General features: G+C 52.7%; 16 protein-coding genes. 7 read left to right on the top strand and 9 right to left on the bottom strand.

All coding sequences use genetic code 11. The features are described 5' to 3' along the window. Positions 1-160 precede the first annotated feature (160 nt). Entirely contained in the window at positions 161-1,120 is a 960-nt protein-coding gene (gene bioB, locus Q1K76_RS05120; protein ID WP_300131555.1) for a biotin synthase BioB, read from the top strand. Between the two features lie 134 nt (positions 1,121-1,254). On the opposite strand, the gene Q1K76_RS05115 is transcribed toward bioB, so the two are convergent. From Q1K76_RS05115 to Q1K76_RS05105, 3 genes are read right to left on the bottom strand one after another with little or no spacing between them, the layout of a single operon-like run. Further along, a complete protein-coding gene (locus tag Q1K76_RS05115; protein ID WP_087408530.1) occupies positions 1,255-1,455 on the bottom strand; it encodes a helix-turn-helix transcriptional regulator in 201 nt (66 codons plus the stop codon). Continuing rightward, complete coding sequence (locus Q1K76_RS05110) at positions 1,445-1,915, bottom strand: hypothetical protein (RefSeq protein WP_087408531.1); 471 nt, start codon at positions 1,913-1,915, stop codon at positions 1,445-1,447. The genes Q1K76_RS05115 and Q1K76_RS05110 overlap by 11 nt, the downstream gene beginning before the upstream one ends. Positions 1,916-1,960: 45 nt before the next feature. After that, on the bottom strand, positions 1,961-2,476 hold the full coding sequence (locus Q1K76_RS05105) for a hypothetical protein (RefSeq protein ID WP_300131550.1): 516 nt from the start codon (positions 2,474-2,476) through the stop codon (positions 1,961-1,963). 798 nt (positions 2,477-3,274) lie between these two features. On the opposite strand from Q1K76_RS05105, the gene Q1K76_RS05100 reads away from it, so the two are divergent. Continuing rightward, on the top strand, positions 3,275-5,164 hold the full coding sequence (locus tag Q1K76_RS05100) for an ABC-F family ATP-binding cassette domain-containing protein (RefSeq protein WP_300131548.1): 1,890 nt from the start codon (positions 3,275-3,277) through the stop codon (positions 5,162-5,164). 85 nt (positions 5,165-5,249) lie between these two features. On the opposite strand, the gene Q1K76_RS05095 is transcribed toward Q1K76_RS05100, so the two are convergent. Beyond that, a complete protein-coding gene (locus Q1K76_RS05095; protein WP_300131546.1) occupies positions 5,250-5,693 on the bottom strand; it encodes a methylglyoxal synthase in 444 nt (147 codons plus the stop codon). 12 nt (positions 5,694-5,705) lie between these two features. Then, complete coding sequence (locus tag Q1K76_RS05090) at positions 5,706-7,070, bottom strand: MATE family efflux transporter (protein ID WP_300131543.1); 1,365 nt, start codon at positions 7,068-7,070, stop codon at positions 5,706-5,708. 421 nt (positions 7,071-7,491) lie between these two features. On the opposite strand from Q1K76_RS05090, the gene Q1K76_RS05085 reads away from it, so the two are divergent. The 3 genes from Q1K76_RS05085 to Q1K76_RS05075 all read left to right on the top strand — a co-directional run bounded on the left by Q1K76_RS05085 (position 7,492) and on the right by Q1K76_RS05075 (position 10,371). Next, on the top strand, positions 7,492-7,959 hold the full coding sequence (locus Q1K76_RS05085; RefSeq protein ID WP_258327380.1) for a hypothetical protein: 468 nt from the start codon (positions 7,492-7,494) through the stop codon (positions 7,957-7,959). A gap of 384 nt (positions 7,960-8,343) precedes the next feature. Continuing rightward, positions 8,344-8,922: a hypothetical protein gene (locus Q1K76_RS05080; RefSeq protein WP_300131541.1), complete on the top strand. Its 579-nt coding sequence runs from the start codon at positions 8,344-8,346 to the stop codon at positions 8,920-8,922. A 132-nt stretch (positions 8,923-9,054) separates the two neighbouring features. Beyond that, positions 9,055-10,371, top strand: a complete 1,317-nt coding sequence (locus Q1K76_RS05075) for a protein kinase (protein ID WP_300131538.1) — start codon at positions 9,055-9,057, stop codon at positions 10,369-10,371. A gap of 150 nt (positions 10,372-10,521) precedes the next feature. Here the strand turns inward: Q1K76_RS05075 and Q1K76_RS05070 are convergent, their stop codons facing one another. The 3 genes from Q1K76_RS05070 to nadC all read right to left on the bottom strand — a co-directional run bounded on the left by Q1K76_RS05070 (position 10,522) and on the right by nadC (position 13,057). Beyond that, positions 10,522-11,340: a hypothetical protein gene (locus Q1K76_RS05070; protein ID WP_300131536.1), complete on the bottom strand. Its 819-nt coding sequence runs from the start codon at positions 11,338-11,340 to the stop codon at positions 10,522-10,524. A gap of 145 nt (positions 11,341-11,485) precedes the next feature. Further along, entirely contained in the window at positions 11,486-11,794 is a 309-nt protein-coding gene (locus Q1K76_RS05065) for a TM2 domain-containing protein (RefSeq protein ID WP_087408541.1), read from the bottom strand. A 414-nt stretch (positions 11,795-12,208) separates the two neighbouring features. Beyond that, the gene (gene nadC / locus Q1K76_RS05060; protein ID WP_300131534.1) at positions 12,209-13,057 is read right to left on the bottom strand and encodes a carboxylating nicotinate-nucleotide diphosphorylase; all 849 of its coding nucleotides are present in this window, start codon (positions 13,055-13,057) and stop codon (positions 12,209-12,211) included. A gap of 116 nt (positions 13,058-13,173) precedes the next feature. Between nadC and rlmH the strand changes: the two genes are divergently transcribed. Both rlmH and Q1K76_RS05050 read left to right on the top strand, forming a co-directional pair. Continuing rightward, positions 13,174-13,647: a 23S rRNA (pseudouridine(1915)-N(3))-methyltransferase RlmH gene (gene rlmH, locus Q1K76_RS05055; RefSeq protein ID WP_087408543.1), complete on the top strand. Its 474-nt coding sequence runs from the start codon at positions 13,174-13,176 to the stop codon at positions 13,645-13,647. 2 nt (positions 13,648-13,649) lie between these two features. Beyond that, positions 13,650-14,321 (top strand): DUF2490 domain-containing protein, encoded by a 672-nt coding sequence (locus tag Q1K76_RS05050; protein ID WP_300131532.1) that lies wholly within the window; start codon positions 13,650-13,652, stop codon positions 14,319-14,321. A gap of 24 nt (positions 14,322-14,345) precedes the next feature. Here the strand turns inward: Q1K76_RS05050 and hemW are convergent, their stop codons facing one another. After that, on the bottom strand, positions 14,346-15,476 hold the full coding sequence (hemW, locus tag Q1K76_RS05045) for a radical SAM family heme chaperone HemW (RefSeq protein ID WP_298663869.1): 1,131 nt from the start codon (positions 15,474-15,476) through the stop codon (positions 14,346-14,348). Positions 15,477-15,528 lie beyond the last annotated feature (52 nt).

Here is a 15,528-nt window from a genome sequence, read left to right as displayed (position 1 = left end):
CGTATCTTCCTAAGAACAAAACATTTAACTTAGGCCTAAGTCTCTCACATTTTTCCACAGTCCATTTTATCGAGGACATTTACTCCGATTGTTCAACAAAAAAATCTACATTTGTACTCCCGAAACCCGACGATGGTTCGGGACATAAAACCGAAAAACCATGCTACAAGAGATTAAAAACCGCATATTGGCCGGTGGGGAGATTACTCCCGACGAGGCCATCGACCTGGCTCTGCATGCCGACCGCACCGAACTCTACGCCGCGGCCGACGAAATCCGCCGGAAGTTCTGCAACCGCACTCTCGACAGTTGCTCCATTATCAATGCCCGCTCGGGTCACTGCCCCGAAAACTGCAAGTGGTGTGCCCAGTCGGCTCACTACAACACCCGCATCGAGACCTACGACGCCATACCCGAAGAGGAGGCCATGACGATGGCCCGGCTCCACGAGTCGCAGGGCATCAAGCGGCTCTCGCTCGTGACCAGCGGCCGCAGCGTGCAGGGCTCCGACCTCGACTACTTCTGCAACCTGTACCGCCGCATGGGTCGCGAAACCCACCTGCAGCTGTGTGCCTCGATGGGTCTGCTCAAGCGGGAGGAGCTGCAAAAGCTGAAAGAGGCCGGCGTGAAGCGCTACCACTGCAACCTCGAGACCGCCTCGTCCTACTTCCCCGAACTCTGCACCACGCACACCTCGGAACAGAAAAAGGAGACCATCCGCGCAGCCCAGGAGGTGGGGCTCGAAATCTGCTCGGGCGGTATCATCGGCATGGGCGAGACTCTGCAGCAACGCATCGAGCTGGCCTTCGAACTGAAGGAGCTGGGCGTCTGCTCCGTACCCATGAATATCCTCAGCCCCATACCGGGAACCCCGCTCGAACACACGGCCCCCATCAGTGACGAAGACATACTGGTGACCATCGCCATCTTCCGCTTCGTGCTGCCCCGCGCCTTCATCCGCTTTGCCGGTGGCCGGGCACGCCTCTCGCACGACACTCAGAAACAGGCCCTGCTGGCCGGACTCAACGGTCTGCTCATGGGCGACATGCTCACCACTCTGGGGTCGGGCGTCAACGACGACAAGGCCCTGATTGCCGAGGCCGGATACGACCCGCTGTAAAAAGCGACAGACGGTCATAACAACCGGGGCTCCCCACTCTGCCCCACACTGCATAAAAAGGCTGTTGCCCCTCGCGAGGCAGCAGCCTTTTGCCGTTTATTCAAATTCAATCTCTCGGGGTATTCCCCCGCCGTTCAGTCGCCCGGTTCCAGCTGGAAAATCTGCTCGACCGGTTTCTGGAATACCTGGGCAATCTTCAAAGCCAAGATGGTCGAGGGGACAAACCGCCCCGTCTCGATGGCATTGATGGTCTGCCGGCTCACACCGGTAGCTTCGGCCAGTGCCTGCTGGGTCATGCGAAGCTCGGCCCGTTCGGCCCGTATCCTATTCTTCATGGCTCAACGATTTTTTAAGGCGCCACAACTTCACCTCATACACAACCAAAAAGACCAGCAAGACCGTGAATATATTCCCGATCATGACATACAGATAGTCGAGTTCATAGAAACAGAGAGCCGACACGACCACAAAGGCCGTATTCAAATAAAGCGCAACCAGCAACGAGTTGAGCCGCACCTGAGTGATGAGCTCGTCCTCAATCGGCTCGCGCGAACAGACCACAAACAGACTGCCCACGCTGATGCCTATGATGGCTATGTTGTTGAGGAGACCGATCATCACATTCGATGTCAACACCCGATACAACCCGCTGGCGGGGTCTATCCCCTTCAGCAAATAGGTGGGGAAACCGTTGCAACCGTCGACAAACATCATAAGCCCGATAATAAAGGTGGGAATGAGAATAGCCCAACCGACTTTCTTAAAGCTGTGGGGCAACAGAAAAATCTTTTTCATAAGCATGACTGATTTCGGTTTGTAAATAGATGGATTTCTCTCTCGCTACAAATGTAAAGTATATTTTACATTTCGACAAGCAAACACGACAAAATTATTATTAAAAAAATTTAACCCGGAATAGTTCCTGTGCGGGTGATGTAAAGGAAAATTCACCTCTCCCCCTGTGTTTTCTGCAAGAAAATATAGAGGAGTGCCGTAGGCAGTGACGTAGGGTTTCCTCTTCTGCGCTTCCTGCAAATGCCAAGGAGTTACATTTAAACTCTCCCCCTGTGTTCTCCACAAGGGGAATATAGGGGGAGCGCCGCAGGCGAGGGGGAGCCTCTTCTGCGCTTCCTGTAAATGCCAAGAAGTTACATTTAAACTCTCCCCCTGTGTTTCCCGCAAGGGGAATATAGGGGGAGTGCCGTAGGCGAGGGGGTTGAGAGATACTGTGACCGAGAGATTTTCAACCCCTCCGTCACTACGTGACACCTCCCCTTTCTCGGCTATCGCCAAGCAGAGGAAGAGGAATCTATCCACTACTACCGGCAATCCAAAGGGCAGGAGAACTATCTTCATTTCTCCCCTGTGGCACGACAGTGATATAGGGGAGAAACCGAGGGGATAGCCCCGAGGAGAGGGGTTGAAAAAGTGGAAATAAAGTTTTTATATGAGTGTATTCAACCCCTCCGTCACTGCGTGACACCTCCCCTATATTCTCCTTACGGAGAACACAGGGGGAGGAGTTTTAATGTATTCCCTGTCAGCCTCCTTTTTCATTCCTTTTTTCACCCCCTCGCGGCGTGGCACCTCTCCTCTATTGCCGATGCGACATAGAGGAGAAACTTAAAACTATCCATTTATTATTCTTATGAGAGTCTGGTAGTGAACGGAAAAATATTCTTTTGTCTATTTCCCCGCTGATTTTTACTGTTCCCATGAAAAAAGATAAAGGCGAGAAGGATTTCCCGCAAGACCTTGCACTTCCGACCAAATGCTTAACAGTCTTGCAATAACGGATAATGTCGGCGTTGTGTGTGTTTTTTTTGTGTTTCAGGTAGATAGATAGGATAACAAGATTGGTAGCACTCACGACGATTGCGTCACTGAGCACAATCAAACTTTGCAAAGATAGGACTTTATTCTTAATTGCAACTATTTTTATCGTTATTTTTTTTGCAAAAAAAAGATTTTTCATTCGGTTTTTATCTTCAGACTCAATGACAGAATGGATTCCATGACGATTTTACCAAACATACCGCACAACCCAAACACACGAGACCATGCCCCACCCTCCCCTTTTTCACCACCGACCGACAGAGTCATTTGCCCAATCGCTACTTTTGTCGTAAATTTGAGTCCGTTTAACATCAGACTATGATCAGTTACTTACAGATAGAGAATCTTACCAAATCGTTTGGCGACCGCATCTTGTTCGAAAACATATCGTTGGGTATCGGCGAGGGCGACCGCGTGGGACTCATTGCCAAAAACGGAGCGGGCAAAACCACTCTGCTCAATATACTGGCCGGGAAGGAGGATTACGACAACGGGCAAATCACCTGCCGCAACGGATTGCGGGTAGGCTATCTGGAACAGTCGCCCTCGTACGCTCCCGAGCTGACAGTCATCGAAGCCTGCTTCCAATCCGATAACGAAACGGTGCGCCTCATCGCCGACTACGAACGGGCCCTGCAGGCCAACGACCCCGACCGGCTGCAAGAGCTGCTCGACCGCATGGAGCATGCCAAGGCCTGGGACTATGAACAACGGGCCAAACAGATACTCTCGCAACTCAAGATTACCCACTTCGACCAACCGATACGGGAACTTTCGGGCGGGCAGTTGAAGCGCCTGGCGCTGGCCAACGTGCTTATTACCGAACCCGACCTGCTGATTCTCGACGAGCCTACCAACCACCTCGACATCGATATGACCGAGTGGCTCGAGGAGTTTCTGCGACGCTCCAACACCACACTGCTCATGGTCACTCACGACCGTTATTTCCTCGACCGGGTGTGCAACCAGATTGTCGAAATCGACGACCACACCCTGTACAGCTACAAGGGCAATTACAGCTACTACCTCGAAAAGCGCGAGGAGCGCATCGAGATACACAATGCCGAGATAGACCGCGCCCGCAACCTCATGCGTACCGAACTGGAGTGGATACGCCGGCAGCCTCAGGCCCGGGGCACCAAAGCCAAATACCGCATCGACGCCTTTGCCGACCTGCAGGAGAAGGCCCGCCGCGAAAAAGCCGCCGGGCAGGTGCGGCTCGAGGTGAAATCGTCGTACATCGGCTCCAAGATTTTCGAGGCCAAGGGTATCACCAAGAGCTTCGGCGACCTGAAGATTATCGAGGACTTCGACTACACCTTCACCCGTTACGAAAAGATGGGTATCGTGGGCAATAACGGTACGGGCAAGTCGACCTTTATCAAGATGCTCATCGGCGAGGTGAAGCCCGACCGCGGGCGGTTCGACATCGGCGAGACGGTCAAGTTCGGCTATTACAGCCAGGAGGGCATGCAGTTCAACGACCAGATGAAGGTAATCGACGCCGTGCGCGACATCGCCGAGGAGATTTCACTGGGCGACGGCCGCAAGCTCTCGGCCTCGCAGTTCCTGCAACACTTCCTCTTCACCCCCGAGACCCAGCACAACTACATCTACAAACTGAGCGGCGGCGAGCGGCGGCGACTCTACCTCTGCACGGTACTCATCAGCAACCCCAACTTTCTGGTGCTCGACGAGCCCACCAACGACCTCGACATCGTCACCCTCAACGTGCTCGAAGACTATCTGCGCAACTTCAAGGGGTGTGTGATTGTCGTCTCGCACGACCGCTATTTCATGGACAAGGTGGTCGACCACCTGCTGGTATTCCGGGGAAATGGCGTACTAAAGGATTTTCCCGGCAACTATACCGACTACCGCGAATGGCGCGAAGCCCAGGAGCAGAAGGCCCGCAACGAACAGGCCGAACGCACCCGCCAGGAGAGCAAAAAGGCGGCCCCCGAAAAACGGACCTCTGCCGAGAACGGCAAGCGGCGGCTCTCGTTCAAGGAGAAGAAGGAGCTCGAGCAACTCGAAACAGAGATTGCCACACTCGAGGAAGAGAAGAAGAGCATCGAGACCGCCCTCTGCAGCGGCACCCTCGGGGTAGACGAGCTGACCGAAAAATCGAAACGGCTGCCCGAGGTCAACGACCTGCTCGACGAGAAGACCCTGCGCTGGCTCGAACTGAGCGAAATCGAGGGATAACCACCTACACATACACGAAGCGGGCACGGCACCGTCTCACTGGAGAACGGCCGTGCCCGCTTGACGTATATATCCAAAGAACCTCTTATCGTTTGAAATAGATGTATTTCGGTTCGCTGGGTACATAAGTATCATCGTCCCACAGCGTGCTCGTAATCATCAAATCGGCGCTGTACCGGTTGCAGGCAATAGGCACATTGTGCACCCGACACTGACGCAACAGCATCTGTATATCGGCCTCGTGCGGTTGCGGGTTGAGATCGTCGATAAGGAAGATGGCCAAGTCGACCTGATGGCGCACCACCAATGCGGCTATTTCCGCATCGCCACCCAACGGACCCGAGTTCATGCAGGTCACATCGGCCGGGATATGCAACTCATCAAAAGCCTCCTTAACCAAATGTCCCGTCGTACCCGTACACACCAGATGATGGTGCGACAGCAACTCGGCATTGTGTTTCACCCACTCCACCATATCGGCTTTGCGGTTATCATGCGCAACCAGCGCAATGGTTAATCTCTTTTTCATAGCTCCTTACTTTTAAGATTGAACACTTTGATATTTTCTGTGGATAGACCGCTGGTGTATCATCAGCACCACGACGGCTATCACGAATGCAATGAAATCGGATATGGGCATGCTCCACCACACCCCGTTGGTCGACCAGTAATCGGGCAATATCAGCAGCAACGGCAGCAGGAAAAGCAACTGCCGCGACAGGGAGAGGAATATCGACACCGGCGCCCGCCCTATCGACTGGAAGAAGTTGGAAATCACAATTTGACAACCCACAAAGGGGAACATCGCACAACAGATGCGCAACCCCACCACCGACAAGTCTACCAACTCTTCGCTCGTAGTAAAGAGGGCCACGATGGCATGAGGGAAAAGCTCGCTCAGCACAAACCCCACCGTCGTGACCAATACGCCGGCCGCAATACCGTAGCGCAACGTCTTGCGCACCCGGTCGTACTGCTTGGCGCCGAAGTTGTAACCCACGATAGGCTGCATGCCCTGGGTAATACCCATCACAATCATCACAAAGAGCATGAGCGTGCGGTTCACGATACCGTAGGCACCGATGGCCAGGTCGCCGCCCGTACGCTGCAACGCGTTGTTGATGAAGATTACCACCACGCAGGCACACACGTTCATCAGGAAGGGCGACATGCCTATCGAGAAAATCTTGCCTACCACCCGGGCCTTCAGCCGGGCATAACGGCGGTCGAAGTGAACGAAACTGTTTTTATTGGAAAAGTGCACCAGCACCCACACCATGGCTACCGTTTGCGAAGCTACCGTGGCCAGTGCAGCCCCCCGGATGCCCCAACCCAGCGAGAAGATGAAGATAGGGGCCAATATCACGTTGCACCCCACCGTAAGCAGCGACGAGAGCATGGCCTTGCGGGGATAACCCGTGGCCCGCATCACGTTGTTGAGACCGATAAAGACATAGGTAATGGGGGTACCCAGCAGAATCACCTGCATGAAGTCGCGGGCGTAGGGCAACGTGTCGTGACTGGCACCGAAGAAGAGCAGAATGGGATCGAGAAACAGGAAGGTCAACCCACCGAAGCAGATGGCATTGACAATGCACATGAACAACACATTGTGCACTACCTCGGTAGCCCGCACCTGGTCGCCCTGCCCCAGGAAGATGGAGCTGATGGTGGCACCGCCTATACCCACCAGCGTACAAAAGGCAACCACCAGGTTCATCAACGGGAAGGTAATGGCCAGACCGGCGATAGCCAACGCCCCTACTCCATGGCCGATAAAGATACTGTCGATGATGTTGTAGAGCGATGTAACAGTCATCGCGATAATAGCCGGCACCGAATACTGTACCAACAGTTTACCGATAGGCTCGGAACCGAGAATCAATGGGGAAGTACGATCTGTCATAGTTTTTCCTAATTTCGCAATTATGCCAACAAAAACAGAACCCGATGAGCAAAGCCCTGTTGCAGGCCCCGTTCTATCTTTGTCTCTCCGCGACAAAGGTACAAATTATTCGGCACCCTTGGCATGAACATAAGTATTTTATAACAAATCGGTATTTTTAATAAAACACACAGAGTGCAACAGTTGTTCGCAAACCGCACATGACACACTCGTCTACGACATTATCCCTCTCGCATACACCCCACGCACCATCGCGGTTCATTAAAAAAATTAAATTCTCCGAAAACAGAACTGTTTTTTGCAACTCCTTGTTATATTTGCGAAAGGAACAGGGAGTCTCGGTCACGTACGGCACGCGGCGACAACCCGCAAGAGCCTCCGTTCCAATCTGTTATCCAAACCGTTAATTCGAAAAGAGACAATGAAAAAGCTTTTATTATTGGTTATCATAAGTTTAGCTCTGTTCTCCTGCGAGGGTCCCATGGGTCCGCAAGGTCCGCAGGGGGTACCGGGCGAAGGCATGTACTGGAAATACTACACCTACACCGTGAAGTCGCAAGACTGGGAACTCGTCACCACCGAAGACGGGCTCAACACCTACTACATGTATGTATTCCAAAATGCCGACATCACCGACGACCTCTACCTCAACGGCTACGTGCTGGGCTACCTGGTACAATCGCCGGGCACCAACGACGAGGTCATCACCCCCCTGCCCTACACCATACACCGGGGCAGCACCGACGCCCAGAGCGGCCAGGAGATGCTCTGGACCGAGACCTATACCTACGACTACATGCCGGGCAGCGTGGCCTTCTATGTGCAATACAGCGACTTTGCCCAACAGCGCCCCGAGGATATGGTATTCCGCCTGGTGCTCAACAATTAGGAATCCTGTAAAACAAAGACAAATAAATCTCATTTCGAGGCTGTACCCGGCAAACGAGTGCGGCCTCGAAGTGTATATGGGCCCTGCCGCTCCTTATATTACTTCCTCCCCGGCTCAATTCAAAATCAGTCTCTCGTTTTTGGCCGGCTATCGAAGCCGGACATAGAAGGACCCACACCGGCCAATAAAAAGGGGAATATCCACTCCCATCCGGCCATACGACCAAAAGGATAACCCAGATAACCAAGACAATAAACATCCACCCCAATAAAACGGCTGCAGCCACCACATTTTGAGAAACTTTGCAAATTCGCGGTCCTTTTTGGTTCTTTGTTTGCATCTGTTTGGTTTCTGTAAAGATTATTATCTATCTTCGCTATTGATATGGCAGTACAAACAGATTTACCTCAAATAGCAGCCCTGAAGATAGCTGCAGAAAAGCGTTTCGGTCACAAGATAGAGAGCCGATCCGACTTTACCCTTTTCGGTGCAGAGATTGAACGTGTCACCAACGAACATCTGGCCGACAACACCCTGCGCCGCCTCTGGGGGTGCATCAAAGGGTATAGCACCACCTATACCCGCACGCTCGACGTGCTATGCCGTTACATCGGGTTCAACCACTGGGAGGCATTCTGCAGCCATCTGAAACAGGACTCCAAAACCGAATCGGACATCCTGCAAAGCCATCACTCCATCCGGGTCGAGGAACTCGCCCCGGGCGACCGGCTACGCATCGGGTGGCTGCCCAACCGCGTGTGCATCATCGAATTTCAGGGCGGTCGCACATTCAAGGCCATCGACTGCAAAAACTCCACCTTGCAAAACGGCGACAGCTTCGAGTGCAGCATACTGATGAAACACTATCCGCTCTTTGTCGACAATCTGGTACATGGGGGCGAACTGTGCCAGCGATATGCCATGGGCCTCGACAACGGGCTGACCATTCTCGAGAAACTGTAATCCGGGTTTACCACCCGGTAACGGCATCGCACCGCTCACCGATTATTGCCTGTCCGCCAATTTTCTATTACCATATTTTTCAGACTCTCATTATAATCGCTATATTTACTCCCGAACTACAAATAGCGAATCATGAGGATATATTCCAAGCCTACATACCTGGAAACGGAGCCAACCGATACATCCATAACCATTCTCGGGGTAATCAGCGAAGGGCGCATGTTCCGCATCTACAAGGCGCAGAAAGGGACCAAGTATATTATCCTCAAGACACCGGTTGCCGACGATTCGATGCTGCTCGAGATTCTTCGCCGGGAATACGAGCTGTCCTGTAACCTGAATCACCCCTGCATTGTCAACACCCTGGAGTTCAACCCCAGTACCCCCGTGGGGCCGGCCATTGTCATGGAGTATATCGACGGCCTGACGCTCGACGAATTTGTGGCGACCAATCCCACTCTGGATGAGCGCAAGTCGGTGCTCAACGACATTCTCGATGGGATGGACTACCTGCACCACCGCGGCATCATACACAACGACCTGAAGCCCGACAACATCATTGTCAACGGCAACAAGGCGGCCCACATCATCGACTTCGGGTTCTCGGCCAGCGCCGACAGCGCCTACAAAGGCTACATCGGCGGCTCCGACGGATACACCGCCCCCGAGATTCTCAACGGCACCGGGTCGGCCGGGACGAGCTCCGACATCTTCACGCTCGGCCGCCTGATAAACCTGATTTTCGGAGGCCGCAAATATGTGCATATAGCCCGCCGGTGCAGCCAGACAGACCCGTCGGAACGGCCCCGGAACATACAGGCCCTGCGTGCCCTGATCAAACGCCGGGACCGCCAGCCGCTCATCATTGCATCGGTCGCCGCCGTGCTCATCGTGGCCGCATCGGTCACGGCATCCCTTATCCATCGGCACAACGAAACGATGCAAATCGAGCAACGCATTACCCAAGGCATCGACTCGGTATATCAGAAAACGGCCAATAAAATCAAGGCACAGACCCTGCAGGACTCTATCCAAACCGAAAAGCAGATTGTCGAAAAAGTAGCCTCCTATACCCAGGAGACCGAGCAGGCCCGACTCGCCCAAAAGCTGCAACGCCGGGAAGTGCTCCGCAAGCGTTTCGAAAAAGAATTCGCCCCCTATTACGAACCGGCAATTGCCCAGATAAAAAAACAGAAATACAAGGAAATGGCTATCATGTACGCCGGTCCCTATTACAGATTCACGATGCCCTACCTGAAATCGATTGTGCAGAAATATCCGCCACACCCCGACGGCACAGTGGCCGAAGAGACCGATGTGGCATTTGCGGTATACACCCGCCAACATAGCACCATCGACTCGCTGTGCTCCTCGCTGCCTTCCATCAACACCTTACCTCCCGCACAACGCGACTCGATTATACGAGTCATCAATCAGTTGAAACCCTGATATACAAACAAAACGAACCCCAAACCCGAGTTTGGAGTTCGCCTTGACTTGTGTGACATGAATTATATCACCCATGGAACAACAGCCCCCTGAATAAGAATAGCTGTTATTGTATGTTGAAGTTAGCTGCTCTAATGAAGGACAAAAAGATTAGTGCATATTTTGTGCAGCCTGAAGCATCTTCTGGTTAATCTGATTGTAGCGGTTTACCTGAGATACAGACATTCCACTGGTAGCACTCGACAACTTTTTGGTAAGTTCTTGCGACTTCTGTAAGAAGCTGGCAGACTCGGTCATGGCCGACATATCACCGGCACTTGCTTTCTGCAACATCGAAACATACGAATTGACATACTCTTCATAGGAATCCAACAGAGCATCCCAGTCTTCTGAACCGCTATCGCTGGAAACTGCTGCGTCGCTGGAAAAGTCAGAACTGCCATCCCATTCAATCTCCTCGCCATCTTCGTTTTCTATAACTATATTGGCAGCTTCATAAGGAGTAAACTGAGTAACTTTTTCAAAGTCTTTAGCGTCCTCAGCTTCGTTATATGAACATCCAAAAATTATATCGGCTGTACTCCCCTCATCTCCTGTAAGGAGGTTCTTCAGTTTTAGCCAATCGTCGTATCTTACACCCAAGTTGAAAAGAGCTGTTTCATTTTCATCTAAAAGATTAATCTCAGCTCCATTATAAACATCCTCAAAGTCAATATCATTGGGGTCCACATTCTTAAGACCACTTCTTACCATCTGCAAGGTAACCTTGAGGCGGATGTACTTAGTACTATCTTCATCTTCTACGATGCTCAGCTCGGCAGGTTGATCTGCTACAACCAAACATTTTGACACGGTTCCCGAAAGGAATTTAGTATCTGTGGGTTTAATTTTGGAACCATCAGATCCCGAACAGGATGCCATCATAGCCACAATAGCGGCAAGTCCAAATACAAAAAGACTCTTTTTCATAATAGTTTTGTTTAATTTGATAATTTTGTTTAATACAAATAGTTATTTAGATTTTGTCTTTACTGCCTTTATATTACAGATTGGGGATAAATTACCCGTGACACGCCATCAAACATCTCACGGTTCAAGCAGATTTCTGTTCGTCTTACCAATTCAGCAAGGTACGCCCCTCTTTGTCGGTGAACTTACCGGCCAAAATCATGATCCAGTCGATGAAGGTCCAGATACCCAATCCACCGAGCGTGAACAACATCGCTATGGCCGTTCCCGTTTTCCCTACATAGAAACGGTGTGCACCCAGACTACCTAAAAAGAAACAGAAGAGGAAAGCAACCAAACGGCTCTTCTCACTGGCTCCCGACTTTACATCGCTATTGATTCCTGTAGGTGTTCCACATTTGGGGCAAGCTACCGAACCTTCTTCAAGGTTAGCTCCACATTTTTGACAATACATAGTTTTTAATATTTAAGGTGAATACTAATAAATGTTGATTTTTCTGCAAATATCCATATTCACCCTTAAAATACCATAGCCCTTTTTGGGCCTACTTTTAGGGCTACGAATCATATCTACCTCATTTTCAATAATAAATATACCTAAATACATAGTCCTATCCCGGGAACATGCAGGACCTCCCCCTGGATGCAGAGCCACGCATCCCCTACCGCGCGGCACAAGGCAGAAAACAAAGAGACCGCCCAAAATCTCTTTTGGGTCGGCCTCTTAATTTTTTCTCCCCTCCACACTCACTCTCACGCATTCATTCTCTCATTGTGACCATCTGGCGTAATCCAAACAAAAAAGGATGACCCTTTAAAGTCTTTGACTTTTGGGTCACCCTCGCCTATTGATAAAACGATTGTTCTCTTAACAAGCCTTGAAGCTCATGTCGAGCCCCTTGACCGAGTGGGTGAGTGCTCCCACCGAGATGAAATCGACGCCACACTCGGCATAGTCGCGGATGGTGTCGTAGGTGATACCGCCCGACGACTCGGTTTCATATTTGCCGCCGACGATTTTCACCGCCTCGCGGGTGAGTTCGGGCGAGAAGTTGTCGAGCATGATGCGATCGACGCCGCCCACGCGCATCACTTCGCGCAGCTCATCGAGATTGCGCACCTCGATTTCGATCTTCAGGTCTTTGCCTTTCTCCTTCAGATACTCGTGACAACGAGTAATGGCGTTCTCGATACCGCCGGCAAAGTCGACGTGGTTGTCTTTCAACAGAATCATGTCGAAGAGCCCGATGCGGTGGTTCACCCCGCCGCCAATCTTCACGGCAGCCTTCTCAAGCATGCGCATGCCCGGGGTGGTCTTGCGGGTGTCGAGTATGCGGGTGTGCAGCCCCTCGAGCCGCTTCACATAGCGGCGGGTCATGGTGGCGATACCGCTCATGCGCTGCATCACGTTGAGCATGAGGCGCTCGGTCTGCAACAGCGACTGGATACGCCCCTCGACTACAAAAGCCACATCGCCGGGTTTCACCTCGGCTCCATCCTCGATATAGACGGTCATCTTCAACTCGGGGTCGAAGCGGTGGAATATCTCGCGGGCTACCTCTACACCGGCCAATACGCCGGGCTCCTTAATCAGCAATTTCGATTTTCCCATGGCCGTTGCGGGTATACAACACAAGGTCGTGTGGTCACCGTCGCCTATATCCTCGGCAAATGCCAGGTCGATCAACTCGTCGACCAACTGCTCGGTAGTTTTCATATCTTTCTGTTTTTATATTTTTTAAACAACCGCAAAGATAACACAAGGGAAAGAGCAAAACAAGTTTGATTTTACTCTTTGTTTATAGTAATTTTGCAGAAAATTTACAAAACAGCATGAAAATATCGCTACTGGTCGTGGGTAAAACGGTGGAACCGTACTTTGTCGCAGGCATCGAGGAGTACAGCAAACGGCTTGCGCACTATGTGCCGTTCGAGACGATTGTCATCCCCGAACTGCGCAACACCAAAAGCCTCAGCACCGACCAGCAGAAGGAACGGGAGGCCGACCTCATCCTGAAGGCGCTGCAGCCCGGCGACTACATCGTGCTGCTCGACGAGCACGGCAAGGAGTTCACCTCGATGCAGTTTGCCGCCTATCTCGAAAAGAAGATGGCCAACGTGGCCAGACGGCTGGTCTTCGTCGTGGGGGGCCCCTACGGATTTTCCGACCGCATCTACCAGACGGCTCACGAAAAGATTTCGCTCTCGAAGATGACCTATTCGCACCAGATGATTCGCCTCATCTTCACCGAACAACTCTACCGGGCCATGACTATTCTCAACAACGAACCTTATCATCACGAATAAGCATGAAACGGTTTTTCTACCAATCAATCCTCACTGCAGCCCTGTTGCTGTCCTGCACCGCCCCGGAGGCCCATGCCCGGGAATACAACAGTCAGGTGGGCTCGTTGTGGAACTTCACCGTGTCGAAACAGTTCGGCCGGGTGAACCTGCAACTGCAGCAAAACGTATGGACTCTGGGCAAATACTACGAGCGCTACATGCCCATCTTCACGGTATCGTATACCGCCATACCCAAGTATTTGAAATTGAACGTGCTCTACTATTACATGAACCAGCAGACTCCCCCGGGCACCTACAAGAACCGCAACCGGTACCACCTGGGGGCTACCTTCTCCTACCCGGTGAACCGGTGGTCCATGTCGCTCAGCTCGCGATTTGAGTCGACCTACACGGTGGGCACCAGCAAACCGGTGAACAAGTGGCGGAACAAGTTGCTCTTCAGCTACGCCATCCCCGACAGTCGCTGGACCCCCTTCTTCCACGCCGACATATTCCTCATGCTCAACGGCAGCCACGCCGGTGAGTTCGACCGGGTATGGTACGACGCCGGAGTCGAATACCGCATCGACAGCAAAAACGCCATCGAGTGCAAGGTGCGTGAGGAGCACCTCATCAGCACGGCTCCCCAGCAACTCAACACCTTTATTTCATTTGGCTATAAGCTGAAGCTGTAAGCAGAGAGAAAGAGACATCACCCCTTAATCGACCCAGAAGAGGTCGCTCATCACATCGTCGGAGGTGAAGATACCCTGGCGGGTAATACGCATCACACCGTTGTCGATAGCGAGCCGTCCGCCCCGCAAGTGCGGCTGTGCCTGCTCGAGACAATATTGCAGACGCTCCTCGCCGAAGTCGGCCCGCAACCGTTCCAAATCGAGACCCCAGCAGGTGCGCAGCGAGGTAAGGATACGCTCGTTGTAGAGGCTGTCGCGGCTCTCGCACTCCTCGTCGCAGGCCGTTCGCCCCGACTCGACAGCCTCGACATACCTGCGCAACGAAGCGGGATTGATGCGCCGCACCCGACCGTCGTAGCTGTGAGCCGCCGCACCAAGCCCCAGGTAGGGCACCCCGGTCCAGTACGAGGTATTGTGCCGGGCATACCGCCGGTCGCGGGCAAAATTGGAAATCTCGTAGTGCTCATATCCGGCAGCGGCCAGCCGGTCTATCAGTTCGTCGAACATCCGCAGCGACAACTCCTCGTCACACTCCTTCACCTCGCCCCGCTCGCGCATGCGCCACAGGGCCGTGCCCACCTCATAAATAAGACTGTAAGCCGAGATATGCGGCACGCCCAGCGATACCGCCTGTTGCAGATTGGCCTGCCATCCCTCGGGGGTCTGGCCCGGCAGTCCATAGATGAGGTCGATGCTGAGGTTGTCGTAGCCGGTCGCCTGGCAAAGCTCCACCGCCTCGACAGCCCCCCGGGCCGTATGGCGCCGGCGCAGGAAGGCCAGGTCGGCATCGGAGAAACTCTGCACACCCATACTCAAGCGGTTGACCGGCGTATCGGCCAGCGACGCGACAAACTCGGGAGTCACATCATCGGGATTCGCCTCGAGGGTCACCTCGCTGCACGCCCCCCAGTCGACCACCGTCGAGAGGGCGTCGAACAGTCGGGCCCGCTCGGCCACCGTGAGCGTCGAGGGTGTCCCCCCGCCCAGATAGACGGTCGACACCGGCTCTCCCCCCAGCTCGTCGCGACGCAACTGCAGTTCGCGGCACACCGCCTCGACATAGCGCCCGCGCCACGACGAGTCGGTCGACGAAAAGAAGTCGCAATAGACACAGCGACTCGTACAAAACGGAATATGTATATAGATACCAGCCATCAAGGTGCAAAAGTACAAAACTTCGATTCACAAACAATGTTTTGTAACATAG

This window comes from uncultured Barnesiella sp. (genome assembly GCF_946496565.1).
Lineage (GTDB): Bacteria > Bacteroidota > Bacteroidia > Bacteroidales > Barnesiellaceae > Barnesiella > Barnesiella merdigallinarum.
The sequence above is the reverse complement of the archived record's forward strand: the minus strand, read 5'-3'. Positions and strand labels throughout refer to the sequence as shown.

Coding starts and splice junctions, on each gene's coding strand:
- bioB (WP_300131555.1), top strand. CDS start 161: ATGCTACAAGAGATTAAAAACCGCATATTGGCCGGTGGGGAGATTACT.
- Q1K76_RS05115 (WP_087408530.1), bottom strand. CDS start 1,455: ATGAAGAATAGGATACGGGCCGAACGGGCCGAGCTTCGCATGACCCAG.
- Q1K76_RS05110 (WP_087408531.1), bottom strand. CDS start 1,915: ATGAAAAAGATTTTTCTGTTGCCCCACAGCTTTAAGAAAGTCGGTTGG.
- Q1K76_RS05105 (WP_300131550.1), bottom strand. CDS start 2,476: ATGAAGATAGTTCTCCTGCCCTTTGGATTGCCGGTAGTAGTGGATAGA.
- Q1K76_RS05100 (WP_300131548.1), top strand. CDS start 3,275: ATGATCAGTTACTTACAGATAGAGAATCTTACCAAATCGTTTGGCGAC.
- Q1K76_RS05095 (WP_300131546.1), bottom strand. CDS start 5,693: ATGAAAAAGAGATTAACCATTGCGCTGGTTGCGCATGATAACCGCAAA.
- Q1K76_RS05090 (WP_300131543.1), bottom strand. CDS start 7,070: ATGACAGATCGTACTTCCCCATTGATTCTCGGTTCCGAGCCTATCGGT.
- Q1K76_RS05085 (WP_258327380.1), top strand. CDS start 7,492: ATGAAAAAGCTTTTATTATTGGTTATCATAAGTTTAGCTCTGTTCTCC.
- Q1K76_RS05080 (WP_300131541.1), top strand. CDS start 8,344: ATGGCAGTACAAACAGATTTACCTCAAATAGCAGCCCTGAAGATAGCT.
- Q1K76_RS05075 (WP_300131538.1), top strand. CDS start 9,055: ATGAGGATATATTCCAAGCCTACATACCTGGAAACGGAGCCAACCGAT.
- Q1K76_RS05070 (WP_300131536.1), bottom strand. CDS start 11,340: ATGAAAAAGAGTCTTTTTGTATTTGGACTTGCCGCTATTGTGGCTATG.
- Q1K76_RS05065 (WP_087408541.1), bottom strand. CDS start 11,794: ATGTATTGTCAAAAATGTGGAGCTAACCTTGAAGAAGGTTCGGTAGCT.
- nadC (WP_300131534.1), bottom strand. CDS start 13,057: ATGAAAACTACCGAGCAGTTGGTCGACGAGTTGATCGACCTGGCATTT.
- rlmH (WP_087408543.1), top strand. CDS start 13,174: ATGAAAATATCGCTACTGGTCGTGGGTAAAACGGTGGAACCGTACTTT.
- Q1K76_RS05050 (WP_300131532.1), top strand. CDS start 13,650: ATGAAACGGTTTTTCTACCAATCAATCCTCACTGCAGCCCTGTTGCTG.
- hemW (WP_298663869.1), bottom strand. CDS start 15,476: ATGGCTGGTATCTATATACATATTCCGTTTTGTACGAGTCGCTGTGTC.